The sequence below is a fragment of the Cellulomonas sp. genome (assembly GCF_015234515.1).
In the GTDB taxonomy this organism is placed as follows: Bacteria; Actinomycetota; Actinomycetes; order Actinomycetales; family Cellulomonadaceae; genus Cellulomonas.
This window is the reverse complement of sequence record NZ_JADGMY010000017.1, coordinates 1-20725: the sequence shown is the minus strand read 5'-3', so window position 1 is coordinate 20725 and position 20725 is coordinate 1. Positions and strand designations below refer to the sequence as shown.

Sequence of the window (20725 nt, the reverse complement as noted above, 5' to 3'; positions counted from 1 at the left end):
CGGACGCTGGACTGCCTCAGAGCGTGGGATGCGTCAGAGACGCGCGCCCACGTACTCCGTGAGCTTCACGAGGCTGGAGCTGTAGCCCCACTCGTTGTCGTACCAGGCGATGATCTTGACCAGGTCGCCACTCACCTTGGTGAGCTTCGCGTCGAAGATGCTCTGGTGCGGGTTGGTCACGATGTCCGAGGAGACGATCTCGTCCTCGGTGTACTCCAGCGTGCCCTTGAGCGGGCCCTCGGCCGCAGCCTTGACCGCGGCGTTGACCTCCTCGACCGTGACCTCGCGCGAGGCGGTGAAGGTCAGGTCCGTGGCCGAGCCGGTGATGGTCGGCACGCGGAGCGCGAAGCCGTCCAGCTTGCCCTTGAGCTCGGGCAGGACGAGCGCGACAGCCTTCGCCGCACCGGTCGTCGTGGGGACGATGTTCTGCGCGGCGGCGCGGGCGCGACGCAGGTCGCGGTGCGGGCCGTCCTGCAGGTTCTGGTCACCCGTGTAGGCGTGGATCGTGGTCATGAGGCCACGCTCGATGCCGATCGCGTCGTTGAGCGCCTTGGCCACCGGGGCCAGGCAGTTCGTGGTGCAGGACGCGTTGGAGATGATGTGCTGCGTGGCCGGGTCGTACGAGGTGTGGTTCACGCCGACGACGAACGTCGCGTCCTCGTTCTTGGCCGGGGCCGAGATGATGACCTTCTTGGCGCCGGCATCGATGTGCGCCTTCGCCTTGGTCGCGTCCGTGAAGAAGCCGGTGGACTCGATGACGATGTCCGCCCCGAGCTCGCCCCAGGGCAGGTCCGCCGGGTTGCGCTCGGCGAGGGCCCGGATCTTCTTGCCGTCGACGATGATGTTCTCGTCGTCGTAGTCCACGCTCTGCGGGAACCGGCCCAGCACCGTGTCGTACTTGAGCAGGTGCGCCAGGGTGTGGTTGTCCGTCAGGTCGTTGACACCCACGATCTCGATGTCGGCCCCCGAGGCCAGGATGGCGCGGTAGAAGTTCCGCCCGATGCGGCCGAAGCCGTTGATGCCGACCTTGATGGTCACTTGCCCTCCTCGGCACGCGCCGATCAACGCCGGCGCACACAGTTGGTGTTCGGTCACGCACGCCGCTGTGCGTCCCGACCGCCCCTGACCGTCACGGGCCGGGGCGTGCCCAGCGCGTTGCGTCCTCGTTGCGATCGGATGACCCCGAGCCTATACCCCGAGGCACACGCCCCGCCCAAGACGAAGGTCCACCCTGGCACGCGGTTCGCATGCTGGACCGGTCACGCGGCGCCCAGGCCTCCCGCCGCCGAGGCCGCGCCGCGTCACAGGTCGAGCAGGTCCGGGCTCAGGCCCGCCTCGGTGTCAGGGATCCCCAGCTCGGCGGCGCGCCGGTCCGCCGTGGCGAGCAGACGCCGGATCCGACCCGCGACCGCGTCCTTGGTCAGCGGCGGGTCGGCGAGCTTGCCGAGCTCCTCGAGCGACGCCTCCTTGTGCGCGAGCCGCAGCTCGCCGGCCTGGCGCAGGTGGTCGGGCAGGTCGTCCCCGAGGATCTCGAAGGCCCGGTCCACGCGGGCGCCGGCCGCGACGGCGGCGCGAGCGGACCGACGCAGGTTCGCGTCGTCGAAGTTCGCGAGCCGGTTCGCCGTGCCACGGACCTCGCGGCGCACGCGGCGCTCCTCCCACACGAGCATCGCGTCGTGGGCACCCAGACGCGTCAGCATCACACCGATCGCGTCGCCGTCGCGGATCACGACGCGGTCGACGCCGCGCACGTCCCGGGCCTTCGCCGCGACACCGAGACGACGCGCGGCACCGACGAGCGCGAGCGCCGCCTCCGGACCCGGGCACGTCACCTCGAGGGCCGACGACCGCCCCGGTTCGGTGAGCGAGCCGTGCGCCAGGAACGCGCCGCGCCAGGCGGCCTCGGCCTCCCCCACGCCCGCCGAGACGACCTGCGGCGGCAGACCGCGGACGGGCCGCCCCCGGTTGTCCAGCAGACCGGTCTGCCGCGCCAGCGACTCGCCGTCCTTGACCACGCGCACCACGTAGCGGCTGCCGCGACGCAGGCCGCCACCGGAGACGACGATGATGTCGCTCTCGTGACCGTAGATCTCGGTGATCGCCTGGCGCAGCCGCCGTGCGGCGATGCCCGTGTCCAGCTCGGCCTCGATGACGATGCGCCCGGAGATGATGTGGAGCCCTCCGGCGAACCGCAGCGTGGCCGAGATCTCCGCCTTGCGGCAGGACGTCTTGTCCACCTTCAGCCGGGCGAGCTCGTCCTTCACCTGTGCTGTCAGCGCCATGGCGTCATCCTGCCACTGCCGCCCGGGTGGTCGTGACGTTCCTGTGACCCGTCACCCGTCGGAGTCGCGACTCCCGACCGCGCGGCCGGCGCGAGTCCCGACATCCCCGAGGTAGTCCTCCACGACGTCGCGCAGGGCGGCCGCGAGGCGCAGCGGGTCGTGCACCGCACTCTGGCCGCCACGCCGGACCTGCCGGACCAGCAGCCGGCACCCCATCGCCGCGCAGAGGTCCGCCAGCTCGCCCACGTCGTCCACGGACGCCGGGTCCGCGACGACGGCGTGCAGGGCCAGCTCCGGGGCGTGCGCGCGCAGCACCTCGAGATGGTCGACCGCTCGCATGCCCGCCGTCTCGTTGTCCGGCGTCAGGTTGAGCGTCACGATGATCCGCGCCGGCGTCTCCACGAGGGCGGCCCGCAGCTGCGGTACCAGGAGATGGGGCAGGACGGACGTGTACCAGGATCCCGGCCCCAGGACGACCCAGTCGGCCTCGCGCACCGCCGCGACCGCCTCGGGGCAGGCCGGCGGGTCCGCGGGGTGCAGCCGCAGGTGCTCGATGCGGTGCGAGGTCACGGCGACCTGCGTCTGGCCACGCACGACCTCGCGCCGGCCCTGCGTCGTGCGGACGTCGGCCTCGATGCACAGCGGGACCGACGCCATCGGCAGCACCCGTCCCCGGGCGCCGAGGAGGCGCCCGACCAGGTCCAGCCCGTCGACCGTGTCACCCAGCAGCTCCCAGAGCGCCACGATCAGCAGGTTGCCGACCGAGTGGCGGTCGAGCGGACCGTCCGTCGAGAACCGGTGCTGCAGCAGGTCCCGCCACGTGCGGCCCCAGTCCGAGTCGTCGCACAGTGCCGCCAGTGCCATCCGCAGGTCGCCGGGCGGCAGCACGCCCATCTCCTCGCGGAGCCGCCCGGAGGATCCCCCGTCGTCGGCGACCGTCACGACCGCCGTGATGCGGTCCGTCATGAGCCGCAGGGCCGACAGCGCGGCCGACAACCCGTGGCCGCCACCGAGGGCGACCACCGCGGGGCGCATCGGGTCCCCGAACCGGCTCTCCGACGGCGTGCTCACTCCTTGCCCAGGTCCCGCGCCGTCACCTGCACCCGGTGCCCGCGGTCGCGCAGCCGCGCCCCGATCGCCTCGCTGATCGCGACGGAACGGTGCTTGCCGCCCGTGCAGCCCACCGCGATCGTGGCGTAACGCTTCTCCTCGTGCAGGTAGCCCGCGAGCACGGGTTCGAGCGCGTCGACATAGCGGTCGACGAAGGTGACGGCACCCGGCAGACCGAGGACGTAGTCGCGCACGGGTGCGTCCCTGCCGGACAGGTGACGCAGCTCGGTGATCCAGTACGGGTTCGACAGGAACCGGACGTCCACGACGTGGTCCGCGTCCAGCGGGATCCCGTACTTGAAGCCGAACGAGAGCACCGACAGGTGCAGCACGTCGTCCGCGGGGCCCGCGACGCCGGCGCGCACGACACGCGCCAGGTCGTGGACGTTGAGGTCGGAGGTGTCGATCACCGTGTCCGCCCGCTCGCGCAGGTCCGCGAGCAGCGCACGCTCCTGCGCGATGCCGTCGAGGATCCGGCCCTCGTCCTGCAGCGGGTGGGGGCGTCGCACCTGCTCGTACCGGCGGACCAGCACCTCGTCGGACGCGTCGAGGAACAGCAGCCGCAGCTCGACACCGGTCCCCTGGAGGTGGTCGAGGACCCCGTTCAGCGCTGCGAAGTACTCCCGCCCGCGGACGTCGATGACCGCCGCGAGGCGGCGCGCGCCGGTACCGACCGGCCCGCTCGTCAGCATGCCGACCAGGTGCGTGAGCATCTGCGCGGGGAGGTTGTCCACGACGTACCAGCCGAGGTCCTCCAGCACGGCGGCAGCACGCGTGCGGCCCGCGCCGGACATCCCGGTGATGACCAGCACCTGGGGCTGCTCGAGGACGGGGGCCTCGGCGGCCGCTTCGAGGGCGGGGATGCCCTGCGGAACCGTGATCGGCGAGGGCTCGCTCATGCCCCCAGGATGCCAGGCTCACCGTCGCGCGGCCCCGTGGACCCGCCGGGCGGCGCACCGGAGGCGTCGGCGCCCGCGTCCGCCGGCGCCGCGAGCGCCGCCACGACCGCCTGTGCCGTGCGCGCCCCCATGCCGGGCACGGTCGCGATCTCCTCGGCGCTGGCGGCGCGCAGCCGCTTCACCGAGCCGAAGTGCCGCAGCAGGGCTGCCTTGCGGGCCGGTCCGAGGCCGGGGACGTCGTCGAGGACGGACACGGTCATGCCCTTGCTACGCCGCTTGCGGTGCGCGGTGATGGCGAACCGGTGCGCCTCGTCGCGCACCCGCTGCAGCAGGTAGAGGCCCTCCGACGCGCGACGCAGGATCACGGGGTACTCCTCCCCCGGCAGCCAGACCTCCTCGAGCCGCTTGGCCAGGCCGCACAGCGCGACGTCGTCGATGCCGAGCTCGGCGAGCGCCGCCGCGGCGGCAGCCACCTGCGGCGGTCCGCCGTCGACGACCACGAGGTTCGGCGGGTACGCGAACCTCACCGGCCGGCCCGTCCGCTCGTCGACGGGCCCCGTGCGTGGTGCGTCGTCCTCGGCCTCGTCGCCCAGCTCCGGGTCGTGGGCGTCGGCACGCTCCGCGAGGTACCGCCGGAAACGTCGGGTGATGACCTCGTGCATGGCGGCGGTGTCGTCGCGCGCCCCCTGACCCTCCGGGCCACGGACCGTGAAGAGCCGGTACTCGTTCTTGCGCGCGAGGCCGTCCTCGAACACGACCATCGACGCCGACTGGTACGTCCCCTGGTTGTGGGACACGTCGTAGCACTCGATGCGCAACGGCGCGGTCGGCAGGTCGAGCGCCTCCTGGATCTCCCGCAGGGCCATGCTGCGGCTCGTGAGGTCACCGGCTCGCCGCGTGCGATGCAGCGCGAGCGCGTGCTCGGCGTTGCGCAGCACCGTCGCGGCCAGCTCGCGCTTGTCCCCGCGCTGCGGCACCCGCACCTGCACCCTGCTGCCCCGCAGGCCCGTGAGCCACGCCTGCACCTGCTCGACGTCCGTCGGCAGCACCGGCACGAGCACCTCGCGAGGCACGGACGCCGTCGCGGCCTCCGGGTCCTCGCTCCCGTACACCTGCTGCAGCAGGTGCTCGACGAGGGCGGCGTCGTCGATGTCCTCGACCTTCTCCACGACCCACCCGCGCTGCCCGCGGATGCGGCCGTCACGGACGTGGAACACCTGGACCGCGGCCTCCAGCTCGTCGCCCGCCATGGCGAAGACGTCCGCGTCGGTGCCGTCGGACAGCACGACCGCGTTGCGCTCCGTGGCCTTCTCGAGGGTCCTGATGTCGTCCCGCAGGCGTGCGGCGCGCTCGTAGTCGAGGTCCGCGGCGGCGTCCTTCATGGCGCGGGTGAGGCGTCGCGTGAAGCGCGCGGTGTCACCCGCCATGAAGTCGCAGAAGTCCTGGGCGAGCTGGTGGTGCTCGTCGACACCGATCCGGCCCACGCACGGCGCCGAGCACTTGTCGATGTACCCGAGCAGGCAGGGGCGACCCTGCTGCCGGGCCCGCTTGAAGACCCCTGCCGAGCACGTCCGCACGGGGAACACGCGCAGCAGCAGGTCGACCGTCTCGCGGATCGCCCACGCGTGCGCGTAGGGCCCGAAGTAGCGCGTGCCCCGCCGCTTCGCGCCGCGCATCACCTGCACGCGGGGCACCTCGTCCGCCATGGTCACCGCGAGGTACGGGTAGGACTTGTCGTCGCGGTACTTCACGTTGAACCGCGGGTCGTACTCCTTGATCCACGAGTACTCCAGCGCGAGGGCCTCGACCTCGGTCCCGACGACCGTCCACTGCACCGCGGCGGCGGTCGTGACCATCTGCTGCGTGCGCGGGTGGAGCCCCGCGATGTCCTGGAAGTAGCTGTTCAGCCGGTTGCGCAGGCTCTTGGCCTTGCCCACGTAGACGACGCGGCCGTGCTCGTCCCGGAACCGGTACACGCCCGGCGCGTCAGGGATCTCGCCCGGTGCGGGGCGATAGGTCGCGGGATCGGCCATGCGTCCGAGCCTAAGTCCCGGCGCCGACAGGGCGAGCCCGCGGGCGAACCCCGGCCGCGTGCGCCACCACGGGTGTGACGGGCGCCACTAGGGTCGGGGCATGGCACAGCTCCTGCACCAGTTCTCGGTGGACCTGACGTGGACCGGCGCCCGCGACGAGGGCACGGCGACGTACACGTCCTACGGGCGCGACCACCTGCTGACATCGGGCGGGCGCCCACCGCTCCCCGGCACCTCCGACCCCGGGTTCCGGGGTGATCCCGAGCGCTGGTCGCCCGAGGACCTGCTGGTCGGCGCGCTGGCGCAGTGCCACATGCTGTGGTTCCTGCACCTCGCCGCCAACGCCGGCGTCGTCGTCGTGGGCTACGCCGACGCGGCGTCGGGCACGATGCGGATCGAGGCCGCGGGCCACGGCCAGTTCACCGAGGTCGTCCTGCGGCCGCGCGTCACGGTCCGCAGCACGACGCTCGCGGACGGCACGGCCGTCGACGACGTCCTGCTCGCGGGGATCCACCACCGTGCTCAGGAGCACTGCTTCATCGCGCGATCCGTGAACTTCCCCGTGCGCCACGAGGCCGCCCCCCTCACGTTCGAGCAGCTGCCCGCCTGACCTGGCGTCAGACGGCCACCTCGAGGCGCGCGGGCTCGAGAGCCTCGGCGAGGAACCGGCCGGTGTGGCTCTCGGGCACGCTCGCGATGTGCTCGGGGGTGCCCTGCGCGACCACCGTCCCGCCACCGGAGCCCCCCTCGGGACCCATGTCGACCACCCAGTCGGCGTTCTTGATCACATCGAGGTTGTGCTCGATCACCAGGACGGTGTTGCCCTTGTCCACCAGCGACTGCAGGACACCCAGGAGCTTGCGGATGTCCTCGAAGTGCAGCCCTGTCGTCGGCTCGTCGAGGACGTAGATGGTGCGGCCCGTGGAGCGGCGCTGCAGCTCGGCAGCCAGCTTCACGCGCTGCGCCTCGCCACCCGACAGCGTCGGGGCCGGCTGCCCGAGCCGGACGTAGCCCAGTCCCACGTCGACCAGCGTGCGCAGGTGCCGCGAGATCGCCGGGACCGCCGCGAAGAACTCGGCCGCCTCCTCGATCGGCATGGCCAGGACGTCGGCGACTGTCTTGCCCTTGAAGTGCACCTCGAGCGTCTCCCGGTTGTACCGCGCGCCGTGGCACACCTCGCACGGCACGTACACGTCCGGCAGGAAGTTCATCTCGATCTTCAGGGTGCCGTCGCCCGAGCACGCCTCGCAGCGCCCGCCCTTGACGTTGAACGAGAAGCGCCCGGGTGTGTAACCGCGCACCTTCGCCTCGGTGGTCTCGGCGAACAGCTTGCGGACGTGGTCCCAGACGCCCGTGTAGGTCGCGGGGTTGGACCGTGGCGTCCGGCCGATCGGGCCCTGGTCGACGTGCACGACCTTGTCGAGCTGGTCCAGACCGGTGACCCGCTTGTGCCGGCCGGCGACCTGCCGCGCGCCGTTGAGCTCGTTCGCCATGACGGTGTAGAGGATCCCGTTGACGAGGGTGGACTTGCCGGATCCGGACACCCCGGTGACGGCGGTCAGCACGCCGAGGGGGAACGACACGTCGATCCCGCGCAGGTTGTTCTCCCGCGCCCCGACGACCGTCACCTGCCGCGACGGGTCCACGGGCCGGCGCACGGCCGGCATCGGGATGGCGCGCCGGCCGGACAGGTACGCACCCGTGATCGACTCCTGCGACGCCAGGAGTCCCTCGAGGTCACCCGAGTGCACGACCCGACCGCCGTGCTCACCGGCACCCGGCCCGATGTCCACGATCCAGTCGGCCGTCCGGATGGTGTCCTCGTCGTGCTCGACGACGATGAGCGTGTTCCCCAGGTCCCGCAGCCGCGTCAAGGTGTCGATCAGCCGCCGGTTGTCGCGCTGGTGCAGGCCGATCGACGGCTCGTCCAGCACGTACAGCACCCCGACGAGCCCCGAGCCGATCTGGGTGGCGAGGCGGATGCGCTGCGCCTCCCCGCCGGAGAGCGTCGCCGCGGGACGCATGAGCGAGAGGTAGTCCAGCCCGACGTCGAGCAGGAACCCCAGCCGGGCCTGGATCTCCTTGATCACCTGCGCCGCGATGGCCCGCTCGCGCTCCCCGAGCTGGAGGCCGGCGATGAAGTCGCGCGCCTCGTCGATCGGCAGCGCGCAGACGTCCGCGATCGACCGACCGTCGACCTTCACCGCGAGGACCTCGGGCTTGAGCCGGGTCCCGTCACACGTGGGGCAAGGCACCTCCCGCATGAAGGCCTCGTACTTCTCCTTGCTCCACTCCGAGTCGGTCTCGGCGTGGCGCCGCTGCAGGAAGGTGATGACCCCCTCGAAGCCGGTCGAGTACTGGCGCTCGCGGCCCCACCGGTTGCGGTACTTGACGTGGACCTCGTGGTTCTGGCCGTGCAGCACCGCGTCACGTGCCCGCTTCGGCAGCGCCCGCCAGGGGGTGTCCATCGAGAAGCCCAGGTCCGACGCGAGCGCGGACAGCACGCGCTGGAAGTACTCGGACGAGGTCTGCGCCCAGGGCGCGACCGCACCCTCCGCGAGCGACAGGTCGTCGTCGGGGATCACCAGCTCGGGGTCGACCTCGAGACGCGACCCCAGACCCGTGCACTCGGGGCAGGCGCCGTAGGGCGCGTTGAACGAGAACGTCCGCGGCTCCACCTCCTCGAGCGTCAGCACGTGGTCGTTCGGGCACGCGCGCTTCTCGGAGAAGCGGCGCTCCCGCTGCGGGTCGTCGGCGTCCGCGTCCACGAGCTCGACGACGAGCAGGCCGCCCGCCAGGCCCAGCGCCGTCTCCACCGAGTCGGTCAGGCGACGCTGCACACCCTCCCGGGAGACCAGGCGGTCGACGACCACGTCGATGTCGTGCTTGAGCTTCTTCTCGAGCGTCGGCGGGGAGGCGAGCTGGACGACCTCGCCGTCGACCCGCGCGCGGGAGAAGCCCTTGCCCTGCAGCTCGCGGAACAGGTCCGCGTACTCGCCCTTGCGCCCGCGGACCACGGGGGCGAGCACCTGGTACCTCGTGCCGTCGGGGAGCTCGAGCAGCCGGTCGACGATCTGCTGCGGGGTCTGCGCGGTGACCCGCTCGCCGCACACCGGGCAGTGCTGCGTGCCCGCGCGGGCGAAGAGCAGACGCAGGTAGTCGTACACCTCGGTGATCGTGCCGACGGTCGAGCGCGGGTTGCGGTTCGTCGACTTCTGGTCGATCGACACCGCCGGCGACAGCCCCTCGATGAAGTCGACGTCCGGCTTGTCCATCTGGCCCAGGAACTGGCGGGCGTACGCGGAGAGCGACTCGACGTAGCGGCGCTGCCCCTCGGCGAAGATCGTGTCGAACGCGAGGGACGACTTGCCGGAGCCGGACAGGCCGGTGAATGCGATGAGCGCGTCGCGAGGCAGGTCCAGGTCGACGTTGCGGAGGTTGTGCTCCCGGGCGCCACGGACCACGAGACGGTCGGACAGAGGATGGGTCACAGCCGACGAGTCTACGTGCGGCCACCGACAGTCGCACACGTGTTCGAGGTGTGACCTCCCTCGCCGTCGGCACGAGCACGACGCGCGTCGGACGTCCCTGCGGGCCATGCTGGGGCCGGTGAGCACACCACCGACTCCCCCTCCGGTCGGCTCGGACCGCCTCGGCGCGCAGGTGCCGCTCGAGGACTACGCCGTGCTCGGCGACGGCCACACCGCCGCGCTCGTCTCGCGGCGCGGCTCGCTCGACTGGCTGTGCCTGCCGAGGTTCGACTCCGACGCGTGCTTCGCGGCCCTGCTCGGCAACCCCGACCACGGCCGCTGGCTGCTGACGGTGCCAGACGCGACCGAGGTGACGCGCCGGTACCGCGGCGACTCGTTCGTGCTCGAGACCACCTACCGCGGCCCACGCGGCACCGCTGTCGTCACCGAGGCCATGCCGCTGGGCGACGGCAGGGCCGACGTCGTGCGGCGCCTCGAGTGCACGCACGGTGAGGTCGAGGTCGAGCACGAGTGGGTCGTGCGGTTCGGGTACGGGCGCGTCCAGCCGTGGGTCCGGCGGGAGACGGACGGGGAGGGGCGCGAGACGATCCGCGCCGTCGCCGGACCGGACTCGCTCGTCCTGCGCGGGGACCGGCTCCCCCGCCCCGACGAGCACCGGCACCGGGACCGGTTCACGCTGCTGGCGGGCGAGAGCGTCGAGCTGTCCCTCACGTGGGTGCACTCGTGGGAACCGGTCCCGCCGCGGCTGACCGTGCCGGACCGGGTCGACGCCACCGCCGTCCTGTGGGGCCTGTGGGCCAGGGGCTGCACCTACGACGGTCCGTACCGGGAGGCCGTGGTCCGCTCGCTGCTCGTGCTGCGCCTGCTGTCGGACATCACGACCGGCGGCATCGTCGCCGCACCCACCACGTCGCTGCCGGAGAGCTTCGGCGGGGAGCGCAACTGGGACTATCGCTACTGCTGGCTGCGCGACGCCGCCCTGACGCTGGAGGCCCTGCTCGAGCAGGGCTTCCGGCAGGAGGCGACGCACTGGCGGGACTGGCTCGTGCGGGCCGTCGCGGGTGACCCGAAGGACCTGCAGATCATGTACCGCGTCGACGGCGGGCGGCGCCTGCCGGAGATGGAACTGGCCCACCTGCCGGGCTATGCCGGGTCCCGTCCCGTGCGCCTGGGCAACGCCGCCGTCGGCCAGGTGCAGCACGACGTGCTGGGCGAGGTGATGTCCGCGCTCGCGCTGGCGCGTGACGCCGGACTCTCCGAGACCGACGACACCTGGGCGCTGCAGCGGCTGCTCGTCGACGACCTGGCGCGCACCTGGCGCGAGCCCGACCGGGGCATCTGGGAGGTGCGAGGCACCCCCCGGCACTTCACGCACTCGAAGGTCATGGCGTGGGCCGCGCTCGACCGCGCGATCCGCGCGGTCGAGACGCACGGCCTGCCCGGCCCCGTCGCGCGGTGGCGTCGTGTGCGCGAGGAGATCCGGACGGACGTCCTCGCTCACGGGTGGTCGCCCGAGCGCGGCACCTTCGTCCAGCACTACGGTGCGCGGCACACCGACGCGTCGCTGCTGCAGGTCGTGCAGGTGGGCTTCGTGCCGGCGGACGGTCCGCACGCGCGCGGCACGATCACCGCCGTGCGCGAGGAGCTCGAGGTCGCACCCGGCCTGCTGCTGCGGTACCGCACCGACCGGACCGACGACGGGCTGCAGGGTGCGGAGGCGCCCTTCCTCGCCTGCTCATTCTGGCTCGCCGACGTGCTGGCGCGCGCGGACGACGTCGCGGGTGCGACCGAGGTCCTCGACGCGCTCGTCCCGCTCGCCAACGACGTGGGCATGCTCGCCGAGCAGTACGACCCCGTGGCCCGTCGCATGGTGGGCAACGTGCCGCAGGCGCTGTCGCACCTCGCGCTCGTCCAGGCAGCACACCGGCACGTCCTGGCGGTGCGGCGGGTCGCGGTGGCGGCGTCGGGGGTCACGCGGTGAGCGGGCACGGCTGGACGGGCCACGTCGAACCCGGCGGGCCCAGCGCCGCACGGGTGCTGGACGAGGCCGAGATCCGCAAGGCGTCGGTCGGACCCATGGACAACGACGCCTACCTCGTCACCTGCCGCCGCACGGGCGCCCAGCTGCTCGTGGACGCGCCCGCCGACCCGGACCGCCTGCTGGAGCTGGTGCGCGAGGGGTCCGCCTCCGCCCGGCTGGACCTGCTGGTCGTCACCCACCAGCACCGCGACCACCTGGGCGCCGTCGCCTCCGTCCTCGCCGTGACCGGTGCCCGGCTCGCCGCGGGCGCGCCTGACGCGGACGCCGTCGAGCAGGCCACCGGTCAGACCGTGAACACCCGCCTGCTGCACGGGGACCGTCTCGCGGTCGGCCACCTCACGCTCGACGTCGTCGCGCTGCGCGGCCACACCCCGGGCTCGGTCGCGCTGGCGCTCACCGAACCCGACGACGTGTCGGTCGCCGGTGCCGTGCCGGGCCGCGTCCACCTCTTCACCGGCGACTCGCTGTTCCCCGGCGGGGTGGGCAGCACCCAGGGCGACCCGCAGCGGTTCGCGCAGCTGCTCGGCGACGTGACGTCCCGCGTCTTCGAGCGGTACCGCGACGACACGTGGGTCTACCCGGGGCACGGCGACGACACGACCCTGGGCGAGCAGCGGCCCTCGCTGCCGGCCTGGGCCGCCCGCGGGTGGTGACGGCTCAGTCCTGCGGCGGGCCCAGCACCGAGGTCGCGAGGGTCGCGTGCGCCGACTCGTCGTCGGACGGGTGGTAGATGCCGGCCAGCACGTCGCGGTACAGCCGGGCGAGCTCGCTGCCGGTGAAGTAGGCGCCTCCCCCGGACACCCGCAGCGCGAGATCGACGACGACCCGCGCGGTCTCCGTCGCGCGGACCTTGAGCCCGACGAGCTGGGCGAACCACCGCGCCCCGTGGTCCACCTGCTCGTCCACGTCGCGCGCGAGCGCGAACACCTGCAGCTCGGCGCCGTCCTGCGCCAGCGCCGCATCGGCGATGCGCCAGCGGATGTCGGGGTCCTGTGCGTACGAGCGACCGCCGTGCTTGAACGAGGTGCGGCGCCGGGCGTGCCCGACGCCCAGCTCGAGCGCGCGGCGCCCGATGCCGGTGTACACGGCGGCCAGGAGCGTCTCGAAGACGGCGAAGAGCGCGAACACGAACGAGTCGGCCGACGGCCCGACGGGCAACCGCCGGTAGACGCGGTCGGCCGGTGCGTACGCCCCGTCGAGCACCGTCGTCGCCGACTGCGACGCGCGCATCCCGAGCGCGTCCCAGTCGTCACGGGGCTCGACGCCGCCCCCGTCGCGCGCGACCACGCCGTGCACGAGGCGAGGGTCGTCGGGGTCGGAGTCGTCGAGGCCGAACGTCGCCAGGCGCGTCCAGACCGGCGACAGGGACGTGAAGATCTTCGTCCCGTGGTACCGGTAGCCGCCGTCGGCCTGCGGGACGGCCCGCGTCCGGGACCCGAACATGACGAGGTCGTTGCCCGCCTCGGAGTTGCCGAACGCGAACACCTCACCCGCCGCCGCGTCGCGCAGGACGAACTCCACGGACGTGTCGCCCCGCGCGACGAGCAAGGCGGCGAGCCCGGTGACCACCAGGTGCATGTTGACCGCGAGTGCCGTCGCGGGGGCGGCGCCCGCGAGGCGGACCTGCTCGCGCGCGACCTCCTCCAGGGACAGGCCGGCGCCGCCGAGCCGCTCGGGCACGAACGCCCGCAGGTAGCCGACCGCCACGAGGTCGGCCAGGTCGTCGTGCGGGAACGTGTTGTCCCGGTCGTGCGCGTCCGCGCGCGCGTGGATCCGCGCGAGGAGGTCGTCGGTCAGCAGCGTGCGCAGCGAGCGAGCCATGCGGCCACTCTGCCACCGCGCGCCGTGGGCGGTCACGACCGGCGTGCGGCGCGCTCGGGCAGGATGGCGTCATGAGCACCTACGCCGTCCGCTACACCTACGACGAGCGGGCCGAGGTCCGCGACGCGGTCCGTCCCGAGCACCGCGCCTGGCTGGCCGAGCTCGGCACCGCGGGGGTCCTGCTGGGATCCGGACCCTTCACCGACGGGGAGCCCGGCGCGCTGCTCGTCCTGCAGGCTCCGGACGAGAGCGCGCTGCGGGCCGTGCTCGCGCAGGACCCGTTCGCACGTGAGGGCCTCGTCGCCGCGACCGAGGTGCGCGGCTGGAACGTCGTCCTCGGCCCCTGGGCGGCGTCCGCCTCCTGAGGCGGGGGCCGACCCGTGCGGACCGGCCCCCGCGTCACGGCGCTGCCGGGGCGTCCGGGGTCGGCGCGCGCGGCGGGGACGGCGCCGCTCGGCGCGAACGGACCAGGCTGGCGACCGTGGCAACCCCGAGCGCGCCGGCGATGACCACGAGCGACAGCCACGTCGGCACCACGGGCGCCCATGCCATCGGGGCGCCACCGTTGAGGAACGGCAGCGAGTTGGTCGCGAGCGCCTCGAGCACGAGCTTGACCCCGATGAACGCCAGGATCGCGGCCAGCCCGTAGGGCAGGTAGACGAGCCTGTCGAGGAGTCCTCCCAGCAGGAAGTACAGCTGCCGCAGCCCCATGAGCGCGAACACGTTCGCGGTGAAGACGATGAACGGGTCGTGCGTGAGGCCGAAGACCGCGGGGATCGAGTCGAACGCGAACAGCAGGTCGGTCGTGCCGATGGCCACGAAGACGACCACGATCGGGGTGAACACGCGCCGGCCCTCGTGCAGGGTGCGGACGTTGCCGCCGTCGTACGTCGGGGACATCGGCAGGATCCGGCGCACCGCCCGCACCAGCCGGTTCTCCTCGTACGTCTCGTCGCCATCCCCGACGCCCTCGCGGACCAGCTTGACCGCCGTCCACACCAGGAACGCCCCGAACACGTAGAACACCCACGTGTACCGCTCGATGATCGCGGCACCGGCGACGATGAACACGGCGCGCAGCACCAGCGCGACGATGATGCCCACCATCAGCACCCGCTGCTGCTGCTCCCGGGGCACGGCGAAGCTCGACATGATGAGCAGGAACACGAAGAGGTTGTCGACCGACAGGCTGTACTCGGTCAGCCAGCCGGCCAGGAACTCGCCGCTCGGCGCGGGCCCGCCGACGAGCGCCAGCACGCCGGCGAACACCAGCGCGAGCGCCACGTACAGGACCACCCACACGACGCTCTCGCGGATCCCCGGCACATGGGGACGACGGCGGACGACAGCCAGGTCCAGCACGAGGATCGCCACGACCGCGACGAGGGTCGCGACCTCGAAGGCGACCGGCAGCTCCCGCGTCACGTCACGCCCGGCCCTCGGGGCTCTCGTCGGCTTCGGCCGCCAGACCGTGGGTCTGCGCGCGGGAGGCCGCGCGCGCGGCGGCCGCCTCGTCCAGACGCGTGCGACGCAGCGACAGCACCGTCGTCACCGCGAGGGTGCCGACGATGACGCCGAGCGAGACCCACGTCCCGATCTCCGGGACGGCCGTGACGTGCTCGCCGCCGTTGATGAAGGGCAGCTCGTTGGTGTGCAGCGCGTGGATGACGAGCTTGATCCCGATGAACCCGAGAATGGCACCCAGGCCGTACGACAGGTACACGAGCTTGTCGAGCAGCCCGTCGATGAGGAAGAACAGCTGGCGCAGGCCGAGGAGTGAGAACGCGTTGGCCGCGAAGACGAGGTAGGTCTCCTGCGTGAGGCCGAAGATCGCGGGGATCGAGTCGACCGCGAAGATGATGTCCGCGGTGCCGATGGCGATCATCACGATGAGCATCGGGGTCATGAAGCGCGTGCCGTCGCGCCGCACGAACATCTTGTCGCCCACGTAGTCGTCGGTGGTCGGGAACACCCGGCGCGTCCAGCGCAGCACGGCGTTCTCGTGGTACTCGTCGTCGTCCTCGCGGCCGGCCTTGATCTGGGTCCAGGCGGTGTAGAGCAGGAACGCACCGAAGATGTAGAAGATCCACGACAGGTTCTCGATCATCGCCGCGCCGACGAAGATGAACACCGTCCGCAGCACGAGCGCGATGGTGATGCCGATGAGCAGCACCTTCTGCTGGTACAGCCGCGGCACGCGGAAGCTGGCCATGATGAGGACGAAGACGAACAGGTTGTCGACCGACAGGCTCTTCTCGGTCACGTAGCCGGCGAAGTACTCCGCCCCGTACGTCGAGCCCCAGACGCCCCACACCAGCACCCCGAAGAGGAGCGCGACGCCCACGTACCCGGCCGACCACCAGGCCGACTCACGCAGGGTGGGCTCGTGCGGCGAGCGCACGTGGCCGACGTAGTCGACGGCGAGCATGAGCAGGATGACGCCGACGGTGACGGCCCACGCCCACAGGGGAACATCCACGAACAGACCTCCGGATCGGTACGACAAGGGACCGGAGGTCTCTTCCGCCCAGCGCCGACCGCATCAGGTGCGAGATCGTGCGCGCGGCCGACGCCACCGGGCCGGCAACGCTGGCGACCGTGATGACGATGACGTCGTGGGGAGTACTCCCCTCCGCGGAGAACTATAGGTGACGGAGCGTGCTGTGCCATCCGGCAGCTGACGCCACGGCCGGACGGCCGGCGCGTCAGGCGGTCGCGGACTGCATCTGCCGGAGCTCCTTCTTCAGGCCCGAGATCTCGTCGCGCAGGCGTGCCGCGAGCTCGAACTGCAGCTCGCCGGCGGCGGCGTGCATCTGGTCCGTGAGCTGCTGGATCAGATCGGCGAGGTCGTGCGCGGCCGCTCCCACCAGGCGCGTCCGGTCGTCGCCCGTGCCGCGCGATCCCAGGCCCGGCACGGGCGCCTTGCCGCGACTCGACTGCCGTGCCGCGCCGCCCAGCAGCTCCGCCGTGTCGGCGTCCTCACGCGCCAGCATGTCCGTGATGTCACCGATGCGCTTGCGCAGCGGCTGCGGGTCGATGCCGTGCTCGAGGTTGTACGCGATCTGCCTGTCACGACGCCGCTCGGTCTCGTCGAGCGCCTGCCGCATCGCGGGCGTCACCGTGTCCGCGTACATGTGGACCTCGCCGGAGACGTTGCGCGCGGCGCGCCCGATGGTCTGGATCAGCGACTTGCCCGACCGCAGGAACCCCTGCTTGTCGGCGTCGAGGATCGCGACCAGCGACACCTCGGGCAGGTCGAGCCCCTCGCGCAGCAGGTTGATCCCGACGAGCACGTCGTACTCGCCGAGCCGCAGCTCACGCAGCAGCTCGACCCGGCGCAGCGTGTCGACCTCCGAGTGGAGGTAGCGCACGCGGACCCCCTTCTCGAGGAGGTAGTCGGTCAGGTCCTCCGACATCTTCTTGGTCAGGGTCGTCACCAGGACGCGCTCGTCGCGCTCGACCCGCTCCCGGATCTCGCCCAGGAGGTCGTCGATCTGCCCCTTGGTGGGCTTGACGAGCACCTGCGGGTCGACCAGCCCGGTCGGTCGGATGATCTGCTCGACGACGCCGTCGGACATCGACAGCTCGTAGTCGCCCGGCGTCGCGGACAGGTAGATCGTCTGGCCGATCCGCTCGACGAACTCCTCCCAGCGCAACGGCCGGTTGTCGATCGCGCTGGGCAGCCGGAAGCCGTGGTCGACCAGGGCCCGCTTCCGGGACATGTCCCCCTCGAACATCGCACCGATCTGCGGGACGGTCACGTGCGACTCGTCGATGACGAGGAGGAAGTCCTCGGGGAAGTAGTCGATCAGCGTGTTGGGTGCGGACCCGGGCGCACGTCCGTCGATGTGACGCGAGTAGTTCTCGATGCCCGAGCAGGAGCCGATCTGGCGCATCATCTCGATGTCGTAGGTCGTGCGCATCTGCAGCCGCTGCGCCTCGAGGAGCTTGTTCTGCTGCTCGAGCTCGGCGAGCCGCTGCTCGAGCTCCAGCTCGATGCCCGCGATGGCGCGCTCCATGCGCTCGGGGCCGGCCACGTAGTGCGTGGCGGGGAAGACGTGCATCTGCTGCTCGGAGCGCACCACGTCACCCGTCAGCGGGTGCAGCGTCGCGATCGCCTCGATCTCGTCCCCGAAGAACTCGATGCGGATCGCGAGCTCCTCGTAGACGGGGATGATCTCGACCGTGTCACCGCGGACCCGGAACGTGCCGCGCGTGAACGCCATGTCGTTGCGCGTGTACTGCATGGTCACGAACTTGCGCAGCAGCTGGTCGCGGTCGACCTGGTCCCCGACGGCCAGGGTCACCATCCGGTCGACGTACTCCTGCGGCGTCCCCAGCCCGTAGATGCAGGACACCGTGGACACGACCACCACGTCGCGTCGGGTCAGCAGCGAGCTCGTCGCGGAGTGGCGCAGCCGCTCGACCTCCTCGTTGATCGAGGAGTCCTTCTCGATGTAGGTGTCCGACTGCGCGATGTACGCCTCGGGCTGGTAGTAGTCGTAGTACGACACGAAGTACTCGACCGCGTTGTTCGGCATGAGCTCGCGGAACTCGGTGGCCAGCTGCGCCGCGAGCGTCTTGTTGGGCGCCATGACCAGCGTCGGCCTCTGGAGCTGCTCGATGAGCCACGCCGTCGTGGCGGACTTCCCGGTCCCGGTCGCGCCCAGCAGGACGACGTCCTTCTCACCCGCTCGCACCCGTGCGGTGAGCTCGGCGATCGCCGCGGGCTGGTCGCCGCTCGGCGTGTACTCGGAGACCACCTCGAACGGCGCGACGGTCCGCTGCAGGTCGGTGACGGGACGCATGTGCCCACGGTACGTCGAGCCACCGACATCGACGCGGCGTCCTCGCGCTCCCCGGGGGGAGCCGCGCGAGGAGTCCTACCACTCCCCGCTGTACGAGACGTTCGCCGACGGGTCCGCCTCGGAGAGCATCTTGGAGTACCGGTCCATGAACGACCGGTACGCGCTGAAGCCGCCGATCTTGCGCCGGGTCATCGGCACCAGCGCGCTCATCCCTCCCGACTTCACCACGTAGCTCGTGATGACGGTCCGCACGGTCACCCGTCCCACCGCACGGTCGACCTCGACGTCGAAGAACAGCACAGCATCCGTGCTCTCCCGGGTCATGTCACGGACCGACACCGCGACCTTGTTCGCGCTGCGCTCCCCGACCCGCAGCCAGCCGCTCTCGTCCTCGACGGTCGACGCCGCCGTCGCCACCAGATCGAGCACCTGGGTCGCCGACAGTGCGCCCGTGGCCACCGACATCGACGCCTTGGACTGCAGCGGGCGCGCCTCCCACCCACTACCGACCGACTGGACCGCCATCGTTCCTCCGGCTCCGTTGCCGTAGGCCGCCCGACGCGGCCCACAGGAGGCGCTTACCGCGCGTCCTTCCGAGTGATCGGCGTGTTCACGCTACTCCTCGCATGGACACGCGTTCAATTCACCCGAACGGGTGCAGTTACCCACCGGTACGGAGGACCAAGGTCCTGCAGCGCACCTCGGCGGGCTCACGGCTGGCCGGCGGCCCGCTCATCCTCCCGCTCCACGGCCAGGCGGGCCCACAGCTCATCGACCTGGGCCCGCAGGTCGACGTCGGTGCCGGAGCCGTCCAGCACCACGTCCGCGACCGCGAGCCGGTCCTCGTCCCGAGCCTGCGCGGCGACGCGTGCCTCGGCGTCGGCGCGGGCCATGCCCCGCAGGCGCACCAGCCGCTCGACCCTCAGCACCGCGGGTGCGTGCACGACGACCACGACGTGGAAGTCCTCCGCCTGGCCCGTCTCGACCAGCAGCGGGATGTCCTGGACGACCACGGCGCCGCCGTCGAGCGCAGCAGCGGCAGCCTCGCGCTCGGCCGCCAGGCGCCGCACGACCGGGTGCACGATCGCATCGAGGCGGGCGCGCGCCTCGGTGTCGGAGAAGACGATCCGGGCGAGTGCCGCCCGGTCCAGCGCGCCGGTCTCGTCGACGACCGCGGGCCCGAACGCCGCGACGACCTCACCGAGGCCCACGGTCCCGGGAGCCACCGCCTCGCGGGCCAGCACGTCGGCGTCGACGACCACGGCGCCGAGCTCGTCGAACCTGCGCGCGGCGACCGACTTGCCTGCCGCGATGCCTCCGGTCAACCCGATCCTCTGCATCGCCCCATCGTGGCGTCCGCCGGCGCCGCGCGCGACCCCCGTGGCACGCGCGACCCCCGTGGCACGCCGACGGCCGGCCACCCGAAGGTGACCGGCCGTCGTCGTGCTGCCGTGCGGGCGGTCCCGCGAGGCGTCAGTTGCCGGTGAGCTTCTCACGGAGCGCGGCGAGCGCCTCGTCCGACGCAAGCGTCCCGGTGGCCTCCTCGGTCGCCGACGAGTACGTCGACGGCGCGGGGCTGCTGGAGCTGCTGCTGGAGCTGCTGCTGGCCGGGGTCTCCGAGGTGGAGGCCTCGAGGTCCGCCTGGGCGGCCGCGGCGACCTGCTTGCGGTGCGCCTCCCAGCGCTCGTGCGCGGCCGCGTACTGGGCCTCCCACGTCTCGCGCTGGGCCTCGAAGCCCTCGAGCCACTCGTTGGTGGTCGAGTCGAAGCCCTCGGGGTACTTGTAGTTCCCCTGCTCGTCGTACTCGGCCGCCATGCCGTACAGGGCGGGGTCGAAGTCGTCCGACTCGGGGTCGAAGCCCTCGTTCGCCTGCTTCAGCGACAGCGAGATGCGGCGACGCTCGAGGTCGATGTCGATGACCTTGACGAAGACGTCGTCGCCGACCTGGACGACCTGCTCCGGGATCTCGACGTGGCGCACGGCCAGCTCCGAGATGTGGACCAGGCCCTCGATGCCGTCCTCGACACGCACGAACGCACCGAACGGGACCAGCTTGGTGACCTTGCCGGGCACGACCTGGCCGATGGCGTGCGTCCGGGCGAACGCCTGCCACGGGTCCTCCTGCGTCGCCTTGAGCGACAGCGAGACCCGCTCGCGGTCGAAGTCGACCTCGAGCACCTCGACCGTGACCTCCTGGCCGACCTCGACGACCTCGGAGGGGTGGTCGATGTGCTTCCAGG

17 protein-coding genes are annotated in these 20725 nt (G+C 72.0%); 4 read left to right on the top strand and 13 right to left on the bottom strand.

The features are described from left to right. Window positions 1-33 precede the first annotated feature (33 nt). The 5 genes from gap to uvrC form a co-directional block, all read right to left on the bottom strand. Window positions 34-1038: a type I glyceraldehyde-3-phosphate dehydrogenase gene (gene gap / locus IR158_RS06870; RefSeq protein ID WP_291811201.1), complete on the bottom strand. Its 1005-nt coding sequence runs from the start codon at window positions 1036-1038 to the stop codon at window positions 34-36. 263 nt (window positions 1039-1301) lie between these two features. After that, on the bottom strand, window positions 1302-2282 hold the full coding sequence (whiA, locus tag IR158_RS06865; RefSeq protein ID WP_291811198.1) for a DNA-binding protein WhiA: 981 nt from the start codon (window positions 2280-2282) through the stop codon (window positions 1302-1304). Between the two features lie 51 nt (window positions 2283-2333). Next, the gene (gene yvcK, locus IR158_RS06860; RefSeq protein WP_291811620.1) at window positions 2334-3317 is read right to left on the bottom strand and encodes a uridine diphosphate-N-acetylglucosamine-binding protein YvcK; all 984 of its coding nucleotides are present in this window, start codon (window positions 3315-3317) and stop codon (window positions 2334-2336) included. Window positions 3318-3349: 32 nt separating this feature from the next. Next, the gene (gene rapZ, locus IR158_RS06855; protein ID WP_291811195.1) at window positions 3350-4291 is read right to left on the bottom strand and encodes an RNase adapter RapZ; all 942 of its coding nucleotides are present in this window, start codon (window positions 4289-4291) and stop codon (window positions 3350-3352) included. Further along, window positions 4288-6324 carry an excinuclease ABC subunit UvrC gene (gene uvrC, locus IR158_RS06850; protein ID WP_291811192.1) on the bottom strand — a complete coding sequence of 679 codons (2037 nt, stop codon included), beginning with the start codon at window positions 6322-6324 and terminating at the stop codon, window positions 4288-4290. The genes rapZ and uvrC overlap by 4 nt, the downstream gene beginning before the upstream one ends. A gap of 100 nt (window positions 6325-6424) precedes the next feature. Here uvrC and IR158_RS06845 point away from each other — a divergent pair, with 100 nt between their 5' ends. Beyond that, window positions 6425-6934 (top strand): OsmC family protein, encoded by a 510-nt coding sequence (locus IR158_RS06845; RefSeq protein ID WP_291811189.1) that lies wholly within the window; start codon window positions 6425-6427, stop codon window positions 6932-6934. Window positions 6935-6941: 7 nt separating this feature from the next. Here the strand turns inward: IR158_RS06845 and uvrA are convergent, their stop codons facing one another. Continuing rightward, entirely contained in the window at window positions 6942-9803 is a 2862-nt protein-coding gene (gene uvrA / locus IR158_RS06840; RefSeq protein WP_291811617.1) for an excinuclease ABC subunit UvrA, read from the bottom strand. Between the two features lie 118 nt (window positions 9804-9921). Between uvrA and IR158_RS06835 the strand changes: the two genes are divergently transcribed. Beyond that, a complete protein-coding gene (locus IR158_RS06835) occupies window positions 9922-11796 on the top strand; it encodes a glycoside hydrolase family 15 protein (RefSeq protein ID WP_291811186.1) in 1875 nt (624 codons plus the stop codon). Beyond that, a complete protein-coding gene (locus tag IR158_RS06830; RefSeq protein ID WP_291811183.1) occupies window positions 11793-12509 on the top strand; it encodes an MBL fold metallo-hydrolase in 717 nt (238 codons plus the stop codon). Before IR158_RS06835 ends, IR158_RS06830 begins: the two co-directional genes overlap by 4 nt. A 4-nt stretch (window positions 12510-12513) precedes the next feature. Here the strand turns inward: IR158_RS06830 and IR158_RS06825 are convergent, their stop codons facing one another. Next, entirely contained in the window at window positions 12514-13677 is a 1164-nt protein-coding gene (locus tag IR158_RS06825) for an acyl-CoA dehydrogenase family protein (RefSeq protein WP_291811180.1), read from the bottom strand. Between the two features lie 71 nt (window positions 13678-13748). On the opposite strand from IR158_RS06825, the gene IR158_RS06820 reads away from it, so the two are divergent. Next, window positions 13749-14042 carry a YciI family protein gene (locus tag IR158_RS06820; protein ID WP_291811177.1) on the top strand — a complete coding sequence of 98 codons (294 nt, stop codon included), beginning with the start codon at window positions 13749-13751 and terminating at the stop codon, window positions 14040-14042. A 34-nt stretch (window positions 14043-14076) separates the two neighbouring features. Here the strand turns inward: IR158_RS06820 and IR158_RS06815 are convergent, their stop codons facing one another. From IR158_RS06815 to IR158_RS06790, 6 genes are all read right to left on the bottom strand, one after another. Next, complete coding sequence (locus tag IR158_RS06815) at window positions 14077-15102, bottom strand: TerC family protein (RefSeq protein ID WP_291811175.1); 1026 nt, start codon at window positions 15100-15102, stop codon at window positions 14077-14079. A 1-nt stretch (window position 15103) separates the two neighbouring features. After that, window positions 15104-16156, bottom strand: a complete 1053-nt coding sequence (locus IR158_RS06810; protein WP_291811173.1) for a TerC family protein — start codon at window positions 16154-16156, stop codon at window positions 15104-15106. Between the two features lie 226 nt (window positions 16157-16382). After that, on the bottom strand, window positions 16383-18485 hold the full coding sequence (gene uvrB / locus IR158_RS06805) for an excinuclease ABC subunit UvrB (protein WP_291811172.1): 2103 nt from the start codon (window positions 18483-18485) through the stop codon (window positions 16383-16385). 75 nt (window positions 18486-18560) lie between these two features. Then, window positions 18561-19010 carry a hypothetical protein gene (locus IR158_RS06800; RefSeq protein ID WP_291811170.1) on the bottom strand — a complete coding sequence of 150 codons (450 nt, stop codon included), beginning with the start codon at window positions 19008-19010 and terminating at the stop codon, window positions 18561-18563. A gap of 185 nt (window positions 19011-19195) precedes the next feature. Beyond that, window positions 19196-19825 (bottom strand): dephospho-CoA kinase, encoded by a 630-nt coding sequence (gene coaE / locus IR158_RS06795; RefSeq protein ID WP_291811167.1) that lies wholly within the window; start codon window positions 19823-19825, stop codon window positions 19196-19198. 133 nt (window positions 19826-19958) lie between these two features. Next, the coding region (locus IR158_RS06790) for a S1 RNA-binding domain-containing protein (protein ID WP_291811165.1) at window positions 19959-20725 on the bottom strand (767 nt) is incomplete at its 5' end.